Annotated in this window: 14 protein-coding genes; 7 read left to right on the top strand and 7 right to left on the bottom strand. The window is 67.9% G+C overall.

The window, feature by feature from the left end; genetic code table 11:
• Positions 1–22: 22 nt before the first annotated feature.
• Positions 23–889, bottom strand: coding sequence for a UbiA-like polyprenyltransferase (locus tag TRAD_RS11045; RefSeq protein ID WP_013178698.1), 867 nt, complete (start codon positions 887–889; stop codon positions 23–25).
• Positions 890–998: 109 nt separating this feature from the next.
• Between TRAD_RS11045 and pgi the strand changes: the two genes are divergently transcribed.
• The 5 genes from pgi to TRAD_RS11020 all read left to right on the top strand — a co-directional run bounded on the left by pgi (position 999) and on the right by TRAD_RS11020 (position 5,719).
• Entirely contained in the window at positions 999–2,657 is a 1,659-nt protein-coding gene (gene pgi / locus TRAD_RS11040) for a glucose-6-phosphate isomerase (protein WP_013178697.1), read from the top strand.
• Positions 2,658–2,964: 307 nt separating this feature from the next.
• Complete coding sequence (locus tag TRAD_RS11035; RefSeq protein ID WP_013178696.1) at positions 2,965–3,276, top strand: (2Fe-2S) ferredoxin domain-containing protein; 312 nt, start codon at positions 2,965–2,967, stop codon at positions 3,274–3,276.
• Between the two features lie 159 nt (positions 3,277–3,435).
• A complete protein-coding gene (locus tag TRAD_RS15365; protein WP_013178695.1) occupies positions 3,436–3,951 on the top strand; it encodes a capsular polysaccharide synthesis protein in 516 nt (171 codons plus the stop codon).
• 23 nt (positions 3,952–3,974) lie between these two features.
• Entirely contained in the window at positions 3,975–5,174 is a 1,200-nt protein-coding gene (locus TRAD_RS11025; protein ID WP_013176692.1) for an RNA-guided endonuclease InsQ/TnpB family protein, read from the top strand.
• Between the two features lie 2 nt (positions 5,175–5,176).
• On the top strand, positions 5,177–5,719 hold the full coding sequence (locus tag TRAD_RS11020; RefSeq protein ID WP_013178694.1) for a hypothetical protein: 543 nt from the start codon (positions 5,177–5,179) through the stop codon (positions 5,717–5,719).
• Here TRAD_RS11020 and TRAD_RS11015 read toward each other — a convergent pair.
• The 3 genes from TRAD_RS11015 to TRAD_RS11005 form a co-directional block, all read right to left on the bottom strand.
• Positions 5,703–6,677 carry a PIN/TRAM domain-containing protein gene (locus TRAD_RS11015; protein ID WP_013178693.1) on the bottom strand — a complete coding sequence of 325 codons (975 nt, stop codon included), beginning with the start codon at positions 6,675–6,677 and terminating at the stop codon, positions 5,703–5,705. The two genes, TRAD_RS11020 and TRAD_RS11015, sit on opposite strands and share 17 nt — an antisense overlap.
• Before the next feature lie 65 nt (positions 6,678–6,742).
• Entirely contained in the window at positions 6,743–8,089 is a 1,347-nt protein-coding gene (gene radA / locus TRAD_RS11010) for a DNA repair protein RadA (protein WP_013178692.1), read from the bottom strand.
• Between the two features lie 77 nt (positions 8,090–8,166).
• Positions 8,167–10,371 carry an ATP-dependent Clp protease ATP-binding subunit gene (locus TRAD_RS11005; RefSeq protein WP_013178691.1) on the bottom strand — a complete coding sequence of 735 codons (2,205 nt, stop codon included), beginning with the start codon at positions 10,369–10,371 and terminating at the stop codon, positions 8,167–8,169.
• Positions 10,372–10,640: 269 nt separating this feature from the next.
• Between TRAD_RS11005 and TRAD_RS11000 the strand changes: the two genes are divergently transcribed.
• Both TRAD_RS11000 and glyS read left to right on the top strand, forming a co-directional pair.
• On the top strand, positions 10,641–11,504 hold the full coding sequence (locus TRAD_RS11000) for a glycine--tRNA ligase subunit alpha (protein ID WP_013178690.1): 864 nt from the start codon (positions 10,641–10,643) through the stop codon (positions 11,502–11,504).
• Positions 11,504–13,636, top strand: coding sequence for a glycine--tRNA ligase subunit beta (glyS, locus tag TRAD_RS10995; protein WP_013178689.1), 2,133 nt, complete (start codon positions 11,504–11,506; stop codon positions 13,634–13,636). Before TRAD_RS11000 ends, glyS begins: the two co-directional genes overlap by 1 nt.
• Positions 13,637–13,677: 41 nt before the next feature.
• Here glyS and TRAD_RS10990 read toward each other — a convergent pair whose 3' ends face one another.
• From TRAD_RS10990 to TRAD_RS10980, 3 genes are read right to left on the bottom strand one after another with little or no spacing between them, the layout of a single operon-like run.
• Positions 13,678–14,754 carry an enolase C-terminal domain-like protein gene (locus TRAD_RS10990; protein ID WP_013178688.1) on the bottom strand — a complete coding sequence of 359 codons (1,077 nt, stop codon included), beginning with the start codon at positions 14,752–14,754 and terminating at the stop codon, positions 13,678–13,680.
• Complete coding sequence (locus TRAD_RS10985) at positions 14,754–15,461, bottom strand: ATPase (RefSeq protein WP_148221236.1); 708 nt, start codon at positions 15,459–15,461, stop codon at positions 14,754–14,756. The genes TRAD_RS10990 and TRAD_RS10985 overlap by 1 nt, the downstream gene beginning before the upstream one ends.
• Positions 15,458–16,639 carry an aminotransferase class I/II-fold pyridoxal phosphate-dependent enzyme gene (locus TRAD_RS10980; protein WP_013178686.1) on the bottom strand — a complete coding sequence of 394 codons (1,182 nt, stop codon included), beginning with the start codon at positions 16,637–16,639 and terminating at the stop codon, positions 15,458–15,460. Before TRAD_RS10980 ends, TRAD_RS10985 begins: the two co-directional genes overlap by 4 nt.
• Between the last annotated feature and the right edge of the window lies 1 nt (position 16,640).

Genomic DNA, 16,640 nt, shown 5'->3' with positions numbered 1-16,640 from the left:
CAACGCGTCCTTGGGCGGTGGGCTAGGGGACGAGGAGGATGTCGGCGACGATAGCGGCGAGCATCAGCGCGCCGACGTAGAGGTTGGCGTTAAACGAGCGCAGCGCGGCGCCGACGCCTTGACGCCGGACGAGGTGCTGCGCGTAGAGGAGAACGCCGCCGACGAGCGTGAGGCCGAGCGCGTAGGGCCAGCTCGAGCCAGATAGCGGCAGCGCCAGCGCCAAAAGGCCCCACGCGAGCAGGTGCAGTGCGGCGGAGATCTCGAGCGCCGTCTCGACGCCGAAGTGCGCGGGGATGCTGTAGACGCCCTCGCGCCGGTCGACCTCGACGTCGAGGACGGCGTAGATCACATCGAAACCGGCAATCCAGGCGGCGACCCCCGCCCAGAGGGCGACGGCGGCGGGTGCAAAGGCGCCCGTCACGGCGATCCACCCCCCCGCCGCCGCCGCGCCGATGGTGAGGCCCAACCAGAGGTGGCAGAGCCAGGTAAAGCGCTTGGTGTAGGGGTAAAGTGCTAGGAAAAAGACGGCTACGGGGAGGAGTGCGAAGGTCAGCGGGTTGAGGGCGGCGCCGGCAAGCGCGAGCAGCGCGAAACCGGCGAACGCCAGGATGAGGCCCTGCCGTTTGCTGAGGACACCCTGCGGGATTTCGCGCTCCGCCGTGCGCGGGTTGCGCGCGTCGATCTCAGCGTCGATGACGCGGTTAAGGGCCATGCTCGCGGTGCGCGCCCCGACCATCGCGACCGTCACCCAAAAAAACACCCAAAACCCCGGCCAGCTGCGCGTAGCGAGCAGCATCCCGCCGTAGGCGAACGGCAGGGCGAAGAGGGTGTGTTCAAACTTGACGAAGCGCAAATAGGTGGTGAAGCGGGGGGGGGCGCTGCGGTTCACGCCCCTACGATACCTTAGCGGCGGCTGGGGGCTGCGCGCCGCTCTGGGTGCGTACAATGGGGGGGCTGATGAGCTCGAGAGGACCCCTATCCCTATGACCGAGGACCGTATGACCGACGCCACCACACGCGACCCTCAGCAGTTCCAGGCCGCTTGGGACGCCCTGCAAGAGCACGCCGACGCGACGCGCGAGGTGCACATGCGCGACCTTTTCGCGGCCGACCCGGAGCGCTTCGAGCGCTTTTCGCTGCGTCTCGGCGAGCTGCTCTTCGACTACTCGAAAAACCGCATCACCCAGGAGACGATGGACAAGCTTGTCGCGCTCGCCCGCGCCGCCAAGGTGCCCGAGATGCGCGAGGCGATGTTTTCGGGCGCGAAGATCAACGTTACCGAAGACCGCGCCGTGCTGCACGTCGCGCTCCGCAACCGCTCGGACGAGCCCATCTTCGTCGACGGTGAGGACGTGATGCCGGGGGTGAGGCGGGTGCTGGAGAGGATGCGCCGCTTTAGCGAGGCGGTGCGCAAGGGCCGCTGGACGGGGTTTACCGGCGAGGCGGTGACAGACATCGTCAACATCGGTATCGGCGGTTCGGACCTGGGCCCCAAGATGGTGACGCACGCGCTTAAGCCCTACGCGCACCCGCGGCTACGCGTGCACTACGTCTCGAACGTCGACGGCAGCGACATCGCCGAGACGCTGCAAAAGCTGCGCCCCGAGACGACGCTCTTTCTGGTCGCCTCGAAGACCTTTACGACCCAGGAGACGATGACGAACGCCGAGACGGCCAAGCGTTGGCTGCTCGCCGCGGCGGGGGACGAGGGGGCGGTCGCGAAGCACTTCGTCGCCATGTCGACGAACCAACAGGCGGTCGCGGCGTTTGGCATCGACCCCGAAAACATGTTTGAGTTCTCCGACTGGGTCGGTGGGCGCTACTCGCTGTGGAGCGCGATCGGGCTCTCGATCGCGCTCTACCTCGGCATGGAGCACTTCGAGGCGCTTTTAGAGGGCGCTTTTGAAGTCGACACGCACTTCCGCACCGCCCCGCTTGAGCGCAACATCCCCGTGATCATGGCGCTCTTGGGCGTTTGGTACAACAACTTTTTCGGGGCGCAGACGCACGCGATCTTGCCCTACGACTTTTACCTCGAGCACTTCGCCAGCTACTTCCAGCAGGGCGACATGGAGTCCAACGGCAAACGGGTGACGCGCGAGGGCCACGAGGTCGGCGTGAGCACCGGCCCCATCATCTGGGGGCAACCCGGGACGAACGGGCAGCACGCCTTTTACCAGCTCATCCACCAAGGCACCAAACTCGTCCCCTGCGACTTTTTGGCCGCCGCGCAGACGCACAACCCAGTGGGCGAGCACCACCCCATCTTGCTCTCGAACTTTTTCGCCCAGACCGAGGCGCTGATGCGCGGGCGGACGCTCGCTGAGGCGCGGGCGGAGGTCGCCAAAACGGGTTCGGGCGGCGTCGACCCCGAGCTGCTCGCCGCCTCGAAGGTCTTTGAGGGCAACCGGCCGACGAACTCGTTTCTCTACCGCCGCCTAGACCCCAAAACGCTCGGCATGCTGATCGCGCTCTACGAGCACAAGATCTTTACCCAAGGGGTCATCTGGAACATCAACTCGTTCGACCAGATGGGCGTCGAGCTCGGCAAGGTGCTCGCCAAAACGATCCTGCCGGAGCTCTCGGGTGACGCGGTGGTGACGAGCCACGACAGCAGCACGAACGGCTTGATCAACGCCTATAAGGCGTGGCGCTAGGGGAGAGGCGCTAGTTGCTACCGCTAGTTGCTACATCGTAACGTGCCGGGTAACGCGCTGGCGCCAGTCCGCGCCCCCGGCCGTTGCCGAGGGGCGCAGAGCCAGGGTTCCTTGCGGCACAACCCTTTCGGTACAAAAAGACGCTCGCAAGACAAGACGCTCACAAGACGCCTTGTAGAGGCGCGTGGCGATACCGGGGTGCTCGGTCGGGCGTGAGGGGTAGGTGTTGGCGCCGCGTCTACCCTCGCCCTCCGGGGGCGCTTCGAGGCGCTACCGGGTCGCACCGCTCCACGTGCTAGCGTAAGCCATGGCCGACGCAACTCCCACCACGACCCCCCCCATACACGTCTACGTGTGCCGCGCCAAGAGCTGTACGCGGCGGGGCGCCGCGGAGCTGGCGGCGGCGCTCGAGGCGACCTTCGCCGCGCAGGGGCTCCCCGCGCGGGTGTTGCGGCACGACTGCTTCGACCTCTGCAAACAGGCGCCCAACGTGCTCGTCGCGCTACCCGGGCGTGAGCAGCACCTCTACACCCAGGTGCACCCCAAGCGCGCCGCGCACTTTGCCGAGAGCCTCGTCGAGGCGGCGCGCGCCGCGACCCCCGAGACGAGCCCCTCGTAGCGCTCACTGCAAACGCCGCCACTCTCCTTGGTGGTTGCTTGTGTCCCCAACGAGGTTTTTCACACGGAGCCAAAAAGTGCGGATGAGGCTATGCCCTCAGGCGGCAGTATGTTATCTTAGGTGCGGAAAGCGCGCTGAGAAGGGTAAGAAGGGGATGAGATGGCGCAACCTACACCGCACCTGCCCAAGACCATCTGGCTCATGTGGTCTCAGGGTCTGGAACGCGCACCTTTGGTCGTCAAAGAGTGCTACGCCTCGTGGCGCGCGCTCAACCCAGGCTGGCAGATCATCTTTCTAGACGACACCAACCTCGCCGATTACGTCGACGTCGAGGCGGTCATTCACCCGAAGAGCGATGTCAAGATCCAGGCGCGCTCCGACATCATCCGGGTGAACCTCCTCGCGCGCTACGGCGGCGTCTGGGCCGACGCCACGTGTTTCTGCCGTCAGCCGCTCGACAGCTGGTTGCCGGAGGTGACGCGCTCGGGGTTTTTCGCCTTTAGCGACCCCACGCGCAGCCGCTTGATCGACGCCTGGTTCATGGCCGCGAGCCCCGAGTGCCCCCTTATAAAAAAGGGTCTGGGTGGAAAACCCACCCATTTATGGGTGGGATGTAGAACCCAGGCCGCCCAACGGGCGGCGGTGCCAGAGCTTATGCTTGACGCCTCAGCATAAAGTGGGCTAGACTGCGGGCAGTCATGGTCATCCTTGAGTTCAAAGCCTACGGGAGAGCGGAGCAATTCGTCGCCATAGACGAAGCCATCCGCGTCACCCAGTTCATCAGGAACAAGGCTTTGCGCTACTGGATGGACAACCGTGGCGTCAGCAAGTACGACCTCAACAAGCTGTGTGCAGTCCTTGCAGCTGAATACGACTTTGCAGACCGCCTCAACTCTCAGGCTCGCCAAGCGGCAGCCGAGAGAGCGTGGAGCGCGATTGCTCGGTTCTACGACAACTGCAAGAAGAAGGTGAAGGGCAAGAAGGGCTACCCACAGTTCAAGAAGAACGTCCGGTCTGTCGAGTACAAAACGACGGGCTGGAAGCTCTCGGAAGACCGTAAGTCCATCACCTTCACTGACAAATGCGGTATCGGCAAACTGAAGATGAAAGGTACCCGTGACCTGCTCTTTTACCACCCCTCGCTCATCAAGCGGGTGCGGCTGGTCAGGAAGGCAGACGGCTACTACATCCAGTTTGCCGTGGATGCTGACCGCAAAGAACCACTGGAAGCCACCGGAAAGACCCTCGGTCTGGACGTAGGGCTACAGGACTTCTATACGGACAGCAACGGCCATAAGGAACCCAATCCCCGATTCTTGCGAAAGGCGGAAAAGCAGATCAAAAAGCTGCAACGCCGCGTGAGCAAGAAGGCCAAGGGGTCGAATAATCGGCGCAAGGCCGTGAAGCGTCTCGCCAGGAAGCATCTCCAAATCCAACGGCAGCGTAAAGACCACGCCATCAAACTGGCGCGGTGCGTCATCCAGTCGGCAGACTTGGTTGCCTATGAAGATTTGAGAATCCGCAACATGGTGAAGAATCACGGCCTTGCAAAATCCATCAGTGATGCCTCTTGGTATCAATTCAGAACTTGGCTGGAATACTTCGGTAAGGTGTTTGGACGCATCACAGTCGCCGTCCCGCCTCAGTACACCAGTCAGGCTTGTAGCGAGTGTGGCTGCAAGGTCGAAAAGACACTATCTACTCGCACACACGTATGCCCTCACTGTGGATACGTCGCAGACCGCGATGAAAACGCGGCCCGCAATATCCTCACTTTGGGCATCGGTACGGTGGGGCACATCGGAACTTACGCTTGGGGAGATAGCGCCTCTACTGAGATGGGGGAAACCGCCAGCTCGGCAAGTGCTGTCGCTGAACCAAGAATCCCACGGCTTTAGCCGTGTGGAGTGTCAACCGTAAACTCTGTGACCAGGCGAACGCCTACTGGCAACACAACCGCTTAAAGCGCCACCACCGGACGGCCCTCTCTAGAACCCTGCACCTGCTCGACTTGAGCCCGCACACCACCCGCCTCTGGTTCTCGTACCCCGTTCGTAAACTGCTGCGGGCGTACCCCTACATGTGGTTGCCGTACCTGTTTGCCGAACTGCTGCGCCGCGACCCGGAGTGCCGCCAGATCTGGCAGGAGACCGCCAAGGTGAGCGCGGAGGCGCCGCACCGGCTGCAGCGGTGGGGGCTTCTGGAGGCGCTTTCGGAGGTTGCCCAGGCGGAGATCGATGCGGGCGAGACGCCCGTTTACAAGCTCACATGGAAGTTCCGCGGCGCCGCCTACCACGAGGGATCGACGCTGCACTACCTCTTTGAGCGTGACGCGATGGCGGCCTCGAGGGCGCGTCGCGCACCCGCCGGTGCTGCTGACGCCGCTGACCCCATGGTCGTGGCCGCTCCGGTCGGGGGTGAGGACGTCACGGCTCGAGCCTAGCGAACACCATCCGGCCGAGGTGCGTCTGCAGCTGACCGGTGATGACGACCGCGACCTCGCGACCGATCTGCGCCGCCGCCCCCTCGACGACGATGAGGGTGCCGTCGTCGAGGTAGGCCAATCCCTGTCCCGGCTCCCGCCCCGGTTTGACGACGCGCACGGCGAGGTGGTCGCCCGCCGAGAGGTGAGGGCGTAGCGCCTGCGCGAGCGCGTGCGGGTTGAGCACCCGCACCCCTTCAAGGCGCGCGACGTGACCGAGGTTGGCGTCGGTCGTCACGAGCGCGGCGCGGCGCGTGCGGCAGAACCCCACAAGTCTGGCGTCGACCGCCTCACCGCCCGCGCTCGCAGGGTCGTCGGGGACGACGTGCAGCGCGATGTCCGGGAGGTCGCGCAGCGCCTCTAGCATCTCCAGGCCGCGCCGCCCGCGCTTGCGCCGCTCGGCGTCGCTCGAGTCGGCGATGGTCTGCAGCTCGAGGAGCACAAAACGGGGGACGAGGAGCTTGCCGCTCAAAAAGCCCGCCGCCGCAATCTCCACGACGCGGCCGTCGATGAGCGCCGAGGTGTCGAGCGCCACCGCGCGCGCCTCCCGCTCGGCTTCCCTAGGGGGCAAGCGCAGCGCAGCGGGGGTGAGCAGCTTCCGGTTCGCGACCGCGAACCAGCTCGAGGCGACGACCAAGACCAGCGTGAGCACGAGCGAGAGCGCCCAGGAAAAGCCGGGGACGCGCTCGAGCACGCTGTTGAGGAGCACCGTGACGAAGAGCGCAAAGGCGCTACCGATGCTCGCTGCGAGCACCGCGTCCGGGGGGACGCGCCGCACGCGCCCCTGCAGCCAGTAGGCGGCGCGCACCAGCGGCGGGCTGACGAGGTAGCCGCAGAGGAGGCCCAACAGGGTCAGGTAGACGAGGTTGATGGGTTCGGTGAGGGCGCCGCGCGCCAACAGGGCGCGGGCGACGCCCAAACCGCCGAGCGCGCCGCCGACGCAGGCCGCACCCCGTACGAGGAGGGTAAGGGGGGCGCGGGGGTTCAGCTGTCCCCCCCGAGCGCGGCGCGCAGCGCCTCGGCGAGGGTCGTAGCCGGAATGCCGTCGGTCGCCTCTAGGGTGCGGGGCCCGATCAAGCGGGTGAAGTCTGCGCGGCGCGCCTCGGCGACGCGCCGCGCGAACTGCGCCACGCTGCGCAGCTCGCCGGCGAGCCCGACCTCGCCGACGACCGCCGTCTTTTCGGGCACAGGCCGGTTGGTCACCGCCGAAAAGACGGCCAAAGCGACCGCGAGGTCGGTGCCGGGGTCGGTGAGCCGCAGCCCGCCGGCGACGTTGACGTAGACGTCGAGGCCGGCGAGCGGAAGCTCGAGCCGGCGCTCCAACACCGCCAAGACCACGTCGACGCGGCGCGGGTCGAGGCCCTGGACGGTGCGGCGCGGAGCGGCGTAGGGCGACTTGGCCGCGAGCGCCTGGACCTCTAGTAAAAGCGGCCGCTGCCCCTCCAAAGCCGCCACGATGGCGGAGCCGGGGACCCCACGGGGGCGCTCGGCCAAAAACGCTTCCGAGGGGTTGGCGACCTCCGCCATGCCGTCCCCTTTCATCTCGAAGACGCCCATCTCGCCCGCCGGGCCGAAGCGGTTTTTCATCGCCCGCAGCACCCGTAAGCCCGACGCGCTCTCTAACGCCAGGGTGGCGTCGACCATGTGCTCGACGACCTTCGGCCCGGCGACCTGCCCCTGCTTGGTGACGTGGCCGATCAGCACGAGCGCGCTCCCCGCCTCTTTAGCAGCTCCGGTCAGCAGCGCCGTAGCGTCGCGCACCTGCGTGACGCTGCCGGGGGTGCCGCCGTCGTCGGCGAGCAGGGTCTGGATGGAGTCGACGATGACGAACGCGGGCGCGTGCGCGCGCAGGTGCTCGGCGAGCACGCGGGCGTCGGTTTCGCGGGTGAGCTCGAGGCGAGCGTCGACGCCCAGGCGCTCGGCGCGCCCTTTGACCTGCGCCAGCGACTCCTCCCCGGCGACGTAGAGGGTGCGCCGCGCGGCGCGCAGCGCCTCGTGGGCGAGCTGCAAGAGGAGCGTCGACTTACCGACCCCCGGTTCCCCCGCGAGCAGCGTCACCGACCCCGCGACCCAGCCGCCGCCCAGAACCCGGTCGACCTCGCTGAGCCCCGAGGGTAAGCGCTGCGCTTCGGCGCTGCTGACGTCGGCGAGGCGCTCGACGACGGCTTGGTGCAAAGCCGCCCCCGGCGCGCCGCGGCTAGGGGCGCGCGCGGGGGCGGGCGCCTGCGCCGCCATGCTCCCCCACGTGCCGCAGCGGGGGCAGCGGCCCATCTTGACCGGCGAGTGCGTCCCGCACTCGCTGCAGACGTAGGTGGTGCCGACCTTGGCCACGTCAGCACCCCCCGCGACCGCGCGGGGTCATGAAAAAGCCGGGGGGGTCCCCCGGCTGTGGGTGGCCGAGCAGCCCTTTAGGCGATGGGGATGGGCCGCGCAAAGACGACCTTGCCCCCTTCGACCGCGACCACGATCGGTTCGCTCGCGCCGTGCTGCAAGATCTCGAGCGACAGCGGGTCCTCGATGTGCTCGCGGATAACCGCGCGCATCGGCCGAGCCGAGTCGCCCTTGGGCATCTTGGAGACCAAAAAGGTCGCCACCTCGGGGCTAAAGGAGACCTGGATGTCGCGCTGCGCGAGGTCCTCGCGGATGTCCACCAGCATCTGGTTGGTGATGTGCAAAATGCCCTGCTCGTCAAAGGTCTCGAACGCGATGACCTCATCCAAGCGGTCCAAGAACTCGGGCGAGAAGATGCGCTTCAAGGGGCCCTGGACGTCGCGCGCGACCTCCTGGAAGCCGACCTGTGCCCCGACGTTAAAGCCCGTGTTCGAGGTCATGATAAGGATCACGCGGCGAAAGTCCACGGTGCGGCCCAGGCCGTCGGTCAAGCGGCCGTCGTCGAGAACCTGCAAAAAGGTGTTGTAGATGTCCGGGTGGGCTTTTTCGATCTCATCCAAGAGCACCACCGAAAAGGGCTGACGCCGCACCGCTTCGGTGAGCCGCCCGCCCTGCTCGTGACCGACGTAACCGGGGGGCGCCCCGATAAGCTTGCTGATCGAGTGGGGCTCCTGGTACTCGGACATGTCGAGGCGCACCAAGGCCCGCTCCGAACCGAACAGTTCGACCGCGAGCTGTTTGGCCAGGAAGGTCTTGCCGACCCCCGAGGGGCCGACGAAGAGAAAGGAGGCCGAGACGCGGGTGCGGCCGCCCAAACCGACGCGGGCGCGCCGCAGGGCCGCGCCGAGCGCCGCGATGGCCTTGTCCTGACCGACGACCACCTTGCGCAGCGCGCGCTCGATCCCGGCGAGCTTCTCGTCGTCTTGGTCGTCGACGTAGATGCCCCCCCAGGAGTTGACGACGGCCTCGATGTCCTCGCGGCTGACGATCGGGGTGCCGTCCTCCTCCTCGAGGATGGGAAAGCCCAGGGACTTGTTGAGGCGGGTGCGGGCAGCGGCCTCGTCGATGAGGTCGATCGCCTTGTCGGGGAAGTTGCGGCCCGGCAGGCTGCGCTCACCGTAGCGCACCGAGATCTCCAGGATCTGTTCGGGGATGATGACGCCGTGGTGCGTCTCGTAGCGTTCGCGCAGCCCGTGCATGATTTCAAGGGTCTCTTCGGGGGTGGGCTCCAAGACGATCACGGGTTGGAAACGGCGCTCCAAGGCGGCGTCTTTTTCGATGTAGCGGTGGTACTCGCCGGTCGTCGTGGCGCCGATGACCTGCACCTCGCCGCGCGACAGGGGGGGTTTGAGGATGTTCGCGGCGTCTAGCGTACCTTCGGCGCCGCCAGCCCCCACGAGCGTGTGCAACTCGTCGATAAAGGCCACCACGCGGGCGCTGCGCAGCTCCTCGATGACCTGCCGCAGCCGCTCCTCGAACTCGCCGCGGTACTTCGTACCGGCGACGATGTTGGAGAGGTCAATCGACAGCACGCGCATGTTGCGCAAATTAGGCGGGACCCGCCCCTCGATGATGGCCTGCGCGAGCCCCTCGACGATCGCCGTCTTGCCGACGCCGGGTTCGCCGATTAAGACCGGGTTGTTCTTGTTGCGCCGGCTTAAAATCTGGATGACGCGGCGGATCTCCTCGGTGCGGCCGATGACGGGGTCGAGCTTGCCCTCGCGCGCCTCTTTGGTGAGGTCGCGGGCGTACTCGTCTAAAAACGGGGTGTTGACCGTTTCGTTCTGCGCTTTGGGGTCGGCCGCGGCCAGGATGCGCCAGCGAACCGTGTCGACGTCGCGCGTGAGGCTCTGGAGGATGCGGTAGGCGACCCCGTCGCCCTCGCGGATGATGCCCAAAAGGATGTGTTCGGTGGCGATGACGTTCGAACCCAAGCTGCGCGCTTCGGAGCCCGCGAGCTCCATCACGCGGCGGGCGCGGGGGGTGATCGCCGCCGTCTCGTTGCGGGGTAGGCCGTCGCCGCGACCGACCATCTCTTCAACCTGGCGGCGCAACCCCTCTAAGGTGGCGCCGAAGTCCGCTAGCACCCGGCTCGCCGTACCCCCTTCGCGCATAAGCCCTAAAAGGAGGTGTTCGGGGCCGATCATCGCGTGGCCGAGCTTGGAACCCTCTTCCCTGGCGAAGTGAAACACCAGGCGGGCGCGGTCGTCGTATCGGTTCAAAGTTCGCCCCTTTCAAGCGCGCGCCTTCGGGTACGGGGGAGGCGCGCTCGAGTCCCCTGTGTCCGAACGCTCCCGGTCGGGGTCGACGTCGAGGTCATGGCAACGCGGCAAAAACGCAGCGAGAAAAGGCCATACATAATGTTATACTACGCGGTCGCTGAGGGCGCTGGCAGGTCGCTCGTTACGTTCTACACCGCGCTGCTTTTAGCTTATCTTTACCGCTCTTACATCTCCCTTACAGCTTGGGGGAGCGAAGCTACAGGAGCTTTATGACCTTTCAGGAGATCATCTTTCAGCTCGACCGCTACTGGGCCGACCAGGGGTGCGTGATCGTGCAGCCGTATGACACGGAAGTCGGCGCCGGCACCTTCTACCCCGCGACCTTTCTCAAGGCGCTCGGACCCGAACCCTGGCGCGCCGCCTACGTCGCTCCCTCGAGGCGCCCCGCCGACGGGCGCTACGGCGATAACCCCTACCGCTTCCAGTACTACTTTCAGTATCAGGTGCTGCTTAAACCCTCGCCCAGCGACGTGCAGCAGCGCTACCTGGAGTCGCTCTACACCCTGGGTATCGACCCGCACGCCCACGACATCCGCTTCGTCGAGGACAACTGGGAGCAGCCCTCTCTGGGGGCTTGGGGGCTCGGTTGGGAGGTGCAGATGGACGGGATGGAGGTGACGCAGTTTACCTACTTCCAGCAGGTCGGCAGCGTGGACCTAAACCCCGTGTCGGTCGAGCTGACCTACGGTCTGGAGCGCCTCGCGATGTACCTCCAAGGCGCCACTCACACCTTCGACGTCGAGTACGCCCCGGGGGTGACGATCGGCGACCTGCGCCGCGACTTCGAGGTGCAGAGCTGCACGTACAACTTTACGCAGGTCAACGCCCCGTTGCAGCGGCAGCTCTTCGACGCCTTCGAGGGGGAGGCGCAGCGGCTTCTGGAAGAGAACCTCATCTACCCCGCGTACGAGTTCGTCATGAAAGCCTCGCACGCGTTTAACCTGCTCGACGCGCGCGGCGTGCTCTCGCACATGGAGCGGCAGAACTACGTGCAGCGCCTGCGGCGCCTCGCCGAGAGCACCGCCAAACGCTACGTGAGCCTGCAAACGCCGCAGGTGCAGGAGGTGGCGTAGTGGCGACGCTGCTCTTCGAGATCGGCACCGAGGAGCTCCCGAGCTGGTACGTGACGCAGGGGCGGGAAGCCCTGGAGCTCCTCACCAGAGAGCGCCTAGAGGCCGCTGGTCTCGCGTACGAGGGCCTTAAGGGGTTTGCGACCCCCCGGCGGCTCGCGGTGCAGGTCGCGGGGCTCGCCGACACGAGCCCCGTCCGCGAGCTTTTGCAGCGCGGTCCGGCGGCGAGCGCCGCGTTCGACGCTTCGGGGGCGCCCACGAAGGCGGCGGTCGGCTTCGCCCGGGCCAACGGCGTCGATCCGAGCGAGCTCTTCGTCCAGGAGACCGAAAAGGGCGCCTACGTCTTTTTCCGCAAACGCGTCGGCGGCGAGGCGGCGCGCGACCTCCTGCCGCCGCTTCTGGCCGCGCTGGTGCGCGACCTACCCGCCCCCCGCAAGATGCGTTGGGGGGAGGTCGAGACGCCCTTTTTGCGCCCCGTGGCGTGGCTCGTGGCGCTTTTGGACGACGCCGTGCTGCCCGTGACGGCCGCCGGCGTGACGGCGGGGCGCACCACGCGGGGGCACCGCTTTTTGCGTGAGGCTCCCGTTGCGCTCGAGCACGCCGAGGCCTACGAGGGGGCGCTCGAACGCGCCGCGGTGATCGCCGACCCCGAAAAACGCCGCGCGGCGACCCTGCGCGCGGCCTGCGAGGCGGCGCAACAGGGGGGGCTCGAGCTCGTCTGCGACCCCGAGCTGCTCGATGAGGTCGCCAACCTTATCGAGATCCCCGTGGCCATCTTGGGGAGCTTCGACGAGCGCTACCTGTCGCTCCCCGACGAGGTGCTAGCCACCACCATGATCCACCACCAGCGCTTTTTCCCGACGCGCCGCCCCGGCGGCAGCTTGGCGCCCTCTTTTGTCGGCGTGTCTAACAACGACGTCCCCGACAAAGCGGTCGTGCGGCGCGGTTACGAGGGCGCTTTAAACCCGCGCCTCTTTGACGCGAGCTTTTTCTGGGAGGCCGACCGTAGCCGCTCGTTGTCGCAGCACGCCTGGGGGCTCTCGGGGATCGGCTTTCACAAGGGCCTCGGTACGGTCGCCGACAAGGTCGCCCGAACGCACGTCGCGGCGACGGCGCTCGCCAAGCTGGTGGGCCTTGAGGAGCCGGAGCGGGCGGCTTTGGAGGGGGCGCTGCCGGTCTTTAAAGCGGACCTCAGCACGCAGATGGTGGGCGAGCTGCCCGAGCTCGAGGGGGTCATCGGGCGCGCCTACGCGCTCGCCGAGGGCTACCCGCCGGAGGTCGCCGCGGTGCTCGAGCACGGCGTCCGCCCCGTCAAAGCGGGTGGCCCCTTGCCGAGCTCGCGCGCCGGGGCGGTGCTCGCGCTCGCCGACCGGCTCGACAAGCTGCTCGGCTTTTTCGCCCTCAAACAGCGGCCCTCGGGTTCGGCCGACCCCTTCGGGCTGCGCCGCGACGCGCTCGCGGTCGCCCGCATCCTGAACGCGCAGGGGTGGCGCGTGCCCCTGGGCGAGTTTGTCCGCACCGCCGCCGCTGGCCTCGCCGAGGCCAAAAAGCCGCCCCTGACGGATGAGGTGATCGCGGAGGTCGAGGCGTTTATCTGGGACCGCGTGACGGGGCTTTTGGAGGCCGAGGGGGTGCGCCCCGCGCTGGCACGGGCGGTGATCGCCGACGGCCCACCGGTGATCACCGCCGCGCGGCGCGCCCACCTCCTGCGCGCTTTAAGCGCCGACCCCGAGTTCGCGCAGCTTTTGCAGCTCTACAAGCGCGCCGCCAACCTCGCCAAGCAGGGCGCCGAGGACGCCGACATCAACCCGAAGCGCTTCTCAAGCCCCTACGAAGCGCCCCTCTACGACGCCATCCCCCCCGCCAAGGCGGCGCTAGGCGAGCTTTTGGCGGCGGTGCGCTCGCGGCTCGCGCCGTGGGACCTAGGCGAAGGCCCCGCCCAGGGGGTCGGCCCGCTCACCGGGCTCGCCGCGGTGCTCGCGCTCAAAAAGCCCTTGGACGCCTTTTTGGACAACGTCTTGGTGATGGTCGAGGACGAGGCGGTGCGGCGCAACCGCTTGGCCCTCCTCGGCGAGGTGAGCGCGTCGCTGCGCGAGTTGGGCAGGCTCGAGGTCCTAGAGGGGCTCTCGGGCTAGGGGCGCGCGGCTCGTGGTTCGTAAGGATTACGGGCCACGAGCTACGGGTTCTCGCGCAGCTCGAGGTGCAGCTCGCGCAGGCTGGCCACCTCCAAAAAGCCCTCCCGAAAGCGCAGGGGTGCGCTCAGCAGGTCGCGCGCCAGCTTGAGGGGGAAGCTCAGCTCGCACGGGTGCGTCACCCCCTCCTTGGAGCTGAAGATCGCCGCGTGCAGCGTCCCCAACCCCGCCGACGCCTGCGAGCCGACCATCACCCCCTTGCCCGCTTCGCGGGCGAGGGTGAGCATCCGCTGCGACGTGGAGAAGCCGGTGCGCGCCGTTTTGATGTTGAGGATGTCGAAGGTCTCAGCCTCGAGCTCGCGCAACAGGTCGGGCAGGGTAAAGCACGCGTCGTCGGCGACGATGGGGAGCACCGCGGCGGCCCGCAGCGCGGCCCGCGCTTTGAGCAGGTGCACGGGCAGCGGCTCCTCGACGTAGGCGACGCCGAGCCGCGCGAGCCGCGCGAGCTCGCGCGCCGCCGTCTCCGGCGCGAAGCTCTCGTTGGCGTCGGCGTAGAGCGTCACGCCCGCGCCCGCGAAGAGGTGCTTTAGGGCGCCCAACACCCGCGCGTCGTGCGCGGGGTCGCGCCCGACCTTGACCTTGAAGACGCGCACCCCCGCCGCGTAGACCCGTTCGGCCTCCTGCAGCGTCGCCTCGAGCGCGTCCATCCCCAGGATAAAGCTGACCGGGATGCGCTCCCGTAGCCCGCGTTCCGCCTCGAAGAGCGTGCGCCCCGACTCGAGCGCGCGCAGCTCGCAGAGCGCGATGTCGAGCGCCCCTTTGGCGCACGGGTTGTTGGGGACGCCCGCGAGCACCGCCGCCTGCGCCGCGGCGTCGGCGACCTCGAGCCCCACTAGAGGTGGCCCCAGGTGCTCCTCCAAGATGGCAGTGACGCTGCGCACCGTCTCGCCGTAGATGGTCGGCCGCACCGGCGCCTCCGCCACGCCGACGCGCCCCGCGTCGTCGTGGACGCTCACCAGGACGTGCGCGAGCTGCCGCAGTTCGCTCGCTCTGCCCCAGCGGAGCGCGCCTTTAAGCGGCAGGGTAAAGGGTGTCGCGGTGACGCTAGCGATCCGCGCCACTAGAGCCACGCCTCGATCGCCGTTTGCACCGCCTCGGCGCCTTTGTCGGCGGTGTCCAGGTGCAAAAAGCCGCGCGCGTCTTTGGCCGCGCGCAGCACGCGCGCGGCGGCCGCCATGTCGTAGTTCTGCGCCTCGCTGAGGAGGATGCGAACCGCCCTCAAGAGGTCCTCCTCGGGTAGGCCGCGCGCCTCTAGGCGGGCGAGCTCGTAGGGGTCGAAGACCGCCTCGAGGCCGGGCAGCGCGAGGAGCGCCTCGACGAAGCCCGTGTTCTCTAGCCGCGTCGCCGCGACCCGGTCGAACGCGTCGCGCCGCCCGATAAGCCGCAAGAGCCTGGTCATCGGCGGCGCGTCGAGCAGGACAAAGCGCGCGGAGGGAAACGCCGCGACGGCGGCCGCCGCCTCGTCGGCGCCGCGGAGGTTGTCGAACACCAGCGGCTGCGCCCCCGGCGGGTTGGCCTCCAGGTAGCGGCAGAGCGCGTGGACCATCCCGCCCGGGTGCCGCTGCCGGTAGCGCCGCGTCAGCGCAAAGCGCTCGAGCCGGTCCTCAACGGGGTGCGGGGTCTCACCGGCGGCGCGCTGCACCTCGGGGATGATCAACCGGTCGGTGAGCGCGCGGCGGTTGGGGAGGAGCGCGTACCCGCGGCGCGTGAGGGCCGCGGCGGCGGTGCTCTTGCCGACGCCGGTGAGCCCGAGGAGAAAGAGCATCACGCGCCGAGCCCCCGGAGGCGCCCCCCGGCCTCGAGGAGGGCCTCGTCGGTCTTGCAGTAGGCGAAGCGCACGAGCCCCCTGGCGAGCGCTCGGTGCGCGGGCGCGTAAAAGGCGCTCGGCGGAATCGCCGCGACGCCGACGCGCCGCGGCAGGTCGTCGCAGAGCGCGACGTCGTCGCGGTAGCCGAGCGCGCTGCTGTCGGCCATCACGAAGTACCCGCCCTGGGGCGTGAGCGGCCGAAAGGGGGTCTTTCTAAGCTGCGCCACGAGCAGGTCGCGTTTGGCGCGGTAGCGCGCCCCCAGCTCGGCGTAGTAGCCGCGCCCCGGCGCCTCCCGCAGGAGCCGCGCCGCGGCGCGCTGCAAGGGGGTGGCGACGGCGAAGGGGATCCACTGGTGCGCGCGCCGCAAGGGGGTGATGAGTTCGGGCGGCCCGACCGCCCACCCAACTTTCCAACCCGTGACCGAAAAGGTCTTGCCGATTGAGGAGATCGTGAGCGTCCGCTCCCACGCCCCGGGTCGGCTCGCGACGCGCACGTGCGGCCGAAAGGCGATGTGCTCGTACACTTCGTCGCTGACGATGAGCGCGCCGTAGCGCTCGGCGAGCGCGACCACGGCGCCCAGTTCGGCCGCCGTAAAGACCTTGCCCGTCGGGTTGTGCGGGGTGTTCACAACGACCGCTTTGGTCTTGGCCGAAAACGCTCGCCCCAGGGCGTCCACGTCCAGCACCCAGTCCTCCCCCTGCGGCTCCAAGGGCACGTAGACCGGTACGCCCCCCGCCATCGTCACCATTGCCGGGTAGGCGTCGTAGAAGGGCTCGAGCAGCACCACCTCGTCGCCAGGGTCGAGAAAGGCCTGCATGGTGGCAAAGAGCGCCTCGGTCGCGCCGACGGTGATCTGCACGTTCTGCACGGGGTCTAAAGGGCGCTTTAGGGGTTCCGAGAGGGTGTCGGCGACCGCCTCCAACAGTTCGGGCAGCCCCGGCAGCGGCGCGTACTGCTGGGCTCCGGCGGCGGCGTCGGCGAGGGCGTCGAGGGCAAACGCGGGCGGCGCGAAGTCGGGGAAGCCCTGCCCTAAGTTCACCGCGCCGTGCTCTGACGCGAGGCGGGTGTAGGTGGCGAAGACCGTCTCGCCGAAGGGGGCGACGCGCCGGCTCGCGGCGGGGGTGCGCGTTGCCGTCATC

The sequence above is a fragment of the Truepera radiovictrix DSM 17093 genome, assembly GCF_000092425.1.
GTDB lineage: Bacteria > Deinococcota > Deinococci > Deinococcales > Trueperaceae > Truepera > Truepera radiovictrix.
Note: the sequence above shows the minus strand (reverse complement) of the source record. Positions and strands in the feature narration are given on the sequence as shown.